General features: G+C 65.3%; 1 protein-coding gene. It reads left to right on the plus strand.

Translation table 11 applies throughout. The annotated features are described in order from the left end of the window. Positions 1–455, plus strand: a 455-nt coding sequence (locus ENZ75_RS33985) for an aldo/keto reductase (protein WP_164888290.1), incomplete at both ends; no start/stop codon positions are given.

Raw genomic sequence — 455 nt, forward strand, 5'->3', positions numbered from 1 at the left:
AGACCGACGTCATCGACATCTATTTCCTGCACGAATGGGATGGCGTGACGCCGCTGGAGGAAACCATCGGCGCGCTCGACACGCTGGTTGCCCAGGGCAAGATCCGCTATGTCGGCTGCTCCAACTATTCCGGCTGGCAGGTGATGAAGGCGCTCGGCATCAGCGACAGCCGTCATCAGCCGCGCTTCATCACGCAGCAGATCCACTACACGCTGGAAGCGCGCGAAGCGGAGTACGAACTGCTGCCGATTTCCGTCGACCAGGGGCTGGGCGTTCTGGTCTGGAGCCCGCTTGCCGGCGGATTGCTGTCCGGCAAATACCGCCGTGACAGCCCCACCGCCCGCCAACTCGCGGGCTGGTCGGAACCACCGATCCGCGACGAGGACCGGCTGTGGCGGATCGTCGATGTGCTTGTGGAGATCGGCGCGCAGCGCGGCGTGTCGGCAGCGCAGGTG

Source organism: Mesorhizobium sp. M7A.F.Ca.CA.002.04.1.1, assembly GCF_004022805.1.
GTDB lineage: Bacteria > Pseudomonadota > Alphaproteobacteria > Rhizobiales > Rhizobiaceae > Mesorhizobium > Mesorhizobium ciceri.